Genomic DNA, 6133 nt, shown 5'->3' with positions numbered 1-6133 from the left:
GGCGCGATAATATTCCAGCACCGAGCCCTCGACGCCATGCTGGGCATCAACAGCGTGGGTCAGATGCTCAGCAGGGACCGGCAACCAGGTGCGGTTGGCGGTCGAAAACGCGCCATTGTGGGCATGTGACTGCCAGACCATAGGCGTGCGGCAGCCATCACGCCCCTTGAATTCGGGCCAGAACTCGATGCCATAAGGATCGACCAGATCGGCGAAGGAAAGTTCGGCCTCCTTGAGACCGAGCTCCTCGCCCTGATAGAGGCAGACTGAGCCGCGCATGGACAGGATCAGTGTGGCGGCCAGGCGGGTGAAGGCCTCCTCCTGGCCGTGCGTGGCCCAGCGGCTGACATGGCGCACCACGTCATGGTTGGAGAAGGCCAGGCAGATCCAGCCATCAGGCGCCTTGGCCTCGGTATCGAGGATCGCCTTATGGAAGTGGCCGGCCGAGAACTCACCACCCAGATAATCAAAGGTATAGGCCATGTGCAGCAGGTCGTCGCCCGAGGTGTATTGGGCCATCAGCTCGAGCTGATGCTGGCTATCGCCAATTTCGCCGACCGTGGTGCGGCCCGGATATTCATCGAGCAGGGCGCGCAGGCGACGCAGGAAGGCCAGATTTTCCGGGCGCGACTTGTCGTAAACATGCTCTTGGAAATTATAGGGGTTCACGGCGGGGGCAGTCGAGGCGTTGAAATCCTCGGCCTTGACCACCGGATTGTCCTCAAAGCCGAGCGAGCAGAAGTAGAAATTGACGGTATCGAGGCGGAAGCCATCGACGCCCCGCTCCAGCCAGAAGCGCATTTCGCCCAGCAAGGCGTCCTGCACGGCGGGGCTGTGAAAATTGAGATCGGGCTGGGAGACTAGAAAATTGTGCAGATAATACTGCATGCGGCGGCTGTCCCAATGCCAGGCCGAACCGCCGAAAATCGAGAGCCAGTTATTGGGCGGGGTGCCATCGGGCTTGGGATCGGCCCATACATACCAGTCCGCCTTCTCATTGGTGCGGGACAGTCGGCTCTCGGAGAACCAGGCGTGCTTGTCGGAGGAGTGCGATATCACTTGATCGATGATGACCTTGAGGCCCAGCGCATGGGCCTTTTGCACCAGATGATCGAAATCCTCGAGCGTGCCGAAGCAGGGATCGATGTCGCGATAATTGGAAACGTCATAGCCGAAATCGCGCATGGGCGAGGTGAACACCGGCGACAGCCAGATGGCGTCCACGCCCAGATCGGCAACATAATCAAGCCGGCTGGTAATGCCCACGAGATCGCCGATGCCGTCGCCGTCCTGATCCTGAAACGAGCGCGGGTAGATCTGGTAGATGACGGCGCCACGCCACCAATCCTCATCGAGGGCGCCCTCGGCAACTGGTTTCGATGTGGTCATCAGGGGGCTGGCAGTCATGGGGGGCTCCGGATCGGACTTTGAAGCCAACCCTTAGCACCCGCACCGTGGCCACTGAAAGACCACCTTACCTGGTATTGTGCAGCAATCCCTGAAAGGCGCGATAGCTGGACTTGGGCGTGCGCTGCTGGGTTTCGTAGTCAACATGGACGATACCGAAGCGCTTGTTGTACCCTTCAGCCCACTCGTAATTGTCGAGCAGGGACCAGGCGAAATAGCCACGCACATCGGCGCCCTGCGCGCGAGCGTTCAGCACCGCCTTGAGGTGTTCCTCATAGTATCTGACGCGGCGCGGATCATCGTCGCCCTCAACCTCAGCCATGCCGTTCTCGGTGACGTAGAGGGGGAGCTTGGTGTAGTCATTGGAGACGCGCACCAACAGATCACTCAGGCCCTTGGGGTAGATCTCCCAACCGATGTCGGTCTTTTCCAGCGGTCCCTTGACCTGCTCGACGGGCTGGCCGCCCGGAGCGCCCGCCTTATAGAGACCACGGGTGTAGTAGTTGATGCCCAGCCAGTCGAGCGGACGGGAGATCACGGCCATGTCGTTCTGGTAGTCCTTGGGCAGGTTATCACCAAGCCAGTTGGTGACGGCCTCGGGATACTGACCCTTGAGGACGCCGCCCAGATACCAACGGTTGAACAGGGCGTCCCCCATATCCATTGCCGCCAGGTCTTCCGGCTCGTCGCTGGCGGCCTCGGACTTTTCCAGGTTCAGCACAATACCGAGGTTTTTCGAGCCATTGGCGCGCAAGGCGTCGATGGCGGTGCCATGCGCGAACAGCACATGATGCATGGCGCGGGCGGCAGCGCGCATGTCGCGATAGCCGGGAGCGTGGATGCCCAGATAATGGCTGAGGAAAGCGACGCACCAGGGTTCGTTGATGGTGGCGGTCGCGTGCAGACGATCACCGAATTTCTGGGCGATCAGTGCAGCATAGTCGGCAAACCAGCCGGCGATGTCGCGGTTCATCCAGCCGCCCTTGTCCTGCAGGGCCGAGGGCAGATCCCAATGGTAGAGCGTGGCATAGGGCTTGATACCGCGCTCGAGCATGCCGTCGACGAGTCGATCATAGAAGTCGAGGCCAGTGGGATTGACGGCGCCAGTGCCCTCGGGGATCAGGCGCGGCCAGGAAAACGAGAAGCGATAGGCATCAAATCCGCCATCGCGGATCAGATCGAGGTCCTGCGGCCAGAGCTCGTAGTGATTGCAGGCCACCGCACCGGTGTCGCCATTGTGGACATTGCCGGGGGTGGAGGAGAAGCTGTCCCAGATGGAGGGCCCGCGCCCGTCGCGTTGGCCGCCTTCGATCTGATAGGCGGCGGTGGCGACGCCGAAGGTGAATTGTGGTCCAAAATCCTTGCGGTCGATCGAAAACATCTACGCTCCTTAGCGGCGCTGCACCCTATTGAGTGAAAGCCGATAGCGTAGATAAAGCCGCCGTGCAATCGATTGCACCTTGCAAATCAGGGGATCTGTTGGCCTAGCAAGCCCTTAGCGCGGAATAGCGGGCAATTGCGCCAGCACCTGCTGGCCGATAGCGCGATAAGCGGTGGCCTCTGTTCCGTCCGGCGCGGAGACCAGCGGCGGCGTACCGGCGTCGGAGCCTTCGCGGATCGACATGACCAGAGGGATGGCGCCGAGGAACGGCATCTTGAGGTCGGCAGCGGCCCGTTCGGCGCCGCCTGAACCAAAGATGTCGTAGCGGGTGCCGGTGTCAGGCGCGATGAAATAGCTCATATTCTCGACCAACCCGAGCAGAGGCACATTGAAGCGACGGATCATGTCGATGGCCTTTTTGGCGTCGATCAGGGCGAGGTCCTGCGGGGTGGAGACAATGATCACCCCATCGACGACGGTCTGCTGGAACAGCGAAATCTGGATATCGCCAGTGCCCGGCGGCAGATCAACAACCAGCACATCAAGATCGCCCCAGGCGGTCTCGCGCAGCAATTGGCGCAGCGCCGAGGTGGCCATGGGGCCACGCCAGACCACCGCCTGATCCTTGGCCAGCATGGAGCCGATCGACATGACCTTGAGGTCAAAGGCGTCGTGCGGGGTAAAGATGCCGTCGTCGCGAATGGCGGGCTGGCCCTCGAGCGCAAGCAGTTTGGGGATGGAGGGGCCGTAGAGATCGGCATCGAGAAGGCCGATTCGGAGGCCCTCGGCCTGCAGTGCCAACGCCAGATTGACCGCCGTGGTGGATTTGCCGACGCCGCCCTTGCCCGAGCCTACCGCGATGATGCGCTTGATGCCGGGCACGGGCGTCTTGCCGGGCAGAACCGGTTTGCCATGGGAAAAATTGGGGCCAGCCTTGGCGGGCGGCTTGCCGCCGGTCAGTGAGACCATGACCTTGCGGGTGCCGACGAGCTGCTGCGCGGCAGCGGCAGCCTGTTCACGGGCGGGGCCAAAGGCAGCCTCCATGCCGGGGGCCACCGCAATGGCGAAAGCTACAGCCGAGGGGGTGACGATGATATCGGAGAGCCCGGCATAACCCGCCAGATCGCCACCGCCGGGGATTTCAACGGCGGCAAGCGCGGATTTGATGGCGGCGGCGAGATCAGGATCGGCCATGAATAGCTTTCGGTGGGCGAGGCGTCGACACACAGAGTGTGACAGCCCGGCCTACAGCTCGCTTTGCGCTGCGACAAACACTGTCGACAGATTCGGCAGGCCGCCGCGCAGATGTGTCGGATAGCGTTACCCCGGCTGGGTGAGCCGGGGTAACATCACAATCGGCACAAGGGCAAACCCTAGAGGATGGACTGGCCGGTGGCCTTCCAGTCCTTGAGGAAGCCTTCGATGCCCGAATTGGTCAACGGGTGATCGGCCAGCTTGCGGATGACCGCCGGCGGGATGGTGGCAACGTCAGCGCCGGCCAGCGCGACCTGGGTCACGTGGTTGGGCGAACGGATCGAGGCGGCCAGAATCTGGGTCTCGAAGCCGTAATTGTCGTAGATCTGCCGGATGTTTTCGATCAGTTCGACGCCATCGAGATTGATGTCATCCAGGCGCCCGAGGAAGGGCGATATATAGGTGGCGCCTACCTTGGCGGCGAGCAGGGCCTGGTTTGCCGAAAAGCACAGCGTGACATTGGTGTTGATACCCTTGTCGTGGAAGTACTTGGTGGCCTTGAGGCCATTGAGCGTCAATGGCAGCTTGATGACGACGTTGTCGGCAATCTTGGCGAGGTGCTCACCTTCAGCGACCATGCCTTCATATTCCAGCGACGCCACTTCGGCAGAAACCGGGCCGGGAACCAGTCCGCAGATTTCCTTGATGACTTCCTTGAAGTCACGTCCGGACTTGGCGATCAGCGACGGGTTGGTGGTTACGCCGTCGAGGAGACCGGTCTCATGGAGCTCCTTGATGTCCTTGATTTCCGCAGTATCGACGAAGAACTTCATGGTTCCCTCCTAATTGTCTTCAAACATGCCCGTGGGCAAAAGGTGTAGCACGGCAATGACTTGCCGCAAGTCCAAACGCCCCGGACTATTTGATGGCGGCCAGCATGGCTTCGGCCAGATCGTCAACGCGATCCTCAGGGATGCCAGCGACGTTGATGCGGCTATCACCAATCATATAGATGCCATTGGCGGCTTTTAAATGTTCAACCACCGCATTTTCGAGCCCGAGCAGTGAAAACATACCGCGATGGGCCGCAATAAAATCGAAATCGGCCGCATTGGACTTGGTGCGGATCGCGGTGCTGAGCTTTTCGCGCAGCCGGATCATGCGGTTACGCATGAGATCAAGCTCGGCTTCCCACTCGGCGCGCAGTTCGGCATCCTCAAGGATGGTGCGAATGATCTCGGCACCATGATCGGGCGGCTGCGAATAGGAACCGCGGATGATGTTGAGCAATTGCGACTGGGTGGTGTCGGCTTGCGCGGCGTCGCGGGCGATCAGGATGGCGGCGCCGATGCGCTCGCGATAAAGACCGAAATTCTTGGAGCCCGAGAAAGCAATCAGCGCTTCGGGCACTGCCGAGACTACCTTGAGTGTGCCATAAGCATCGGCGGCCAGGCCGTCGCCAAAGCCGAGATAGGCCAGATCGATGAAGGGCAGCGTGCCGGTCTTGGCCAGGCTCGCGGCTACCTGATCCCACTGCGCATTGGTCAGGTTGGCGCCGGTTGGGTTGTGGCAGCAGCCGTGCAGCAGCACGACATCGTCCTTGCCCAGGCCATCGAGGGTGGCGAGCATCTCCTCGAAACGCACGCCGCGGGTTTCGGCATCGAAATAGGGATAGGTCTTGACCACGAGGCCCGAATTTTCGGCAATCGGGTTGTGGTTGGGCCAAGTCGGATCGGAAACCCAGATGGTGGCGCCTGGGCGGGCGCGATTGACCAGTTGCATCAGCACCCAGAGCGAGCCGGTGCCGCCGGGGGCCTGGGCGATGCGGACGCGAGAGCGGTCCAGCGTGTCGCCGAGCACCAGATCGAGCACGGCAGCGCCAAAGCCCTTATTGCCGGCGATGCCGAGATAGGTCTTGGTCTTGCCCTGGGCGAGGATGCGCTGCTCGGCCTTTTTCACCGCACTCATGATCGGGGTGACACCGGCTTCGTCTTTGTAGACGCCCACGCCAAGGTCGATCTTGGTGGGGCGCGGGTCGGCCGCGTATTCGCCCATGAGCGCCAGAATCTTGTCGCCGGGGGCCTTGGTGAGAGTCTCGAACATGTCAGGGGTCGTTCCGGTGGAAAGGCAGGGTCTTTATAGGCCGCGGAG

At 61.4% G+C, this 6133-nt stretch carries 5 protein-coding genes; all 5 read right to left on the bottom strand.

The genetic code is table 11. The features are described from left to right. Positions 1–1407: alpha-amylase family glycosyl hydrolase (locus Q8O80_RS14395; protein ID WP_305580415.1), on the bottom strand; the 1407-nt coding region annotated here is incomplete at its 3' end. 67 nt (positions 1408–1474) lie between these two features. After that, complete coding sequence (locus Q8O80_RS14390) at positions 1475–2788, bottom strand: GH1 family beta-glucosidase (RefSeq protein WP_305580413.1); 1314 nt, start codon at positions 2786–2788, stop codon at positions 1475–1477. Between the two features lie 114 nt (positions 2789–2902). Then, a complete protein-coding gene (locus tag Q8O80_RS14385; RefSeq protein WP_305580411.1) occupies positions 2903–3982 on the bottom strand; it encodes an Mrp/NBP35 family ATP-binding protein in 1080 nt (359 codons plus the stop codon). Between the two features lie 179 nt (positions 3983–4161). Then, positions 4162–4815: a fructose-6-phosphate aldolase gene (gene fsa / locus Q8O80_RS14380; protein ID WP_305580409.1), complete on the bottom strand. Its 654-nt coding sequence runs from the start codon at positions 4813–4815 to the stop codon at positions 4162–4164. Positions 4816–4900: 85 nt separating this feature from the next. Beyond that, positions 4901–6085 (bottom strand): amino acid aminotransferase, encoded by a 1185-nt coding sequence (locus Q8O80_RS14375; RefSeq protein ID WP_305580407.1) that lies wholly within the window; start codon positions 6083–6085, stop codon positions 4901–4903. Positions 6086–6133 lie beyond the last annotated feature (48 nt).

This window comes from Devosia sp., from assembly GCF_030689745.1.
GTDB classification, from domain to species: Bacteria; Pseudomonadota; Alphaproteobacteria; order Rhizobiales; family Devosiaceae; genus Devosia; species Devosia alba.
The sequence above is the reverse complement of the archived record's forward strand: the minus strand, read 5'-3'. Positions and strand labels throughout refer to the sequence as shown.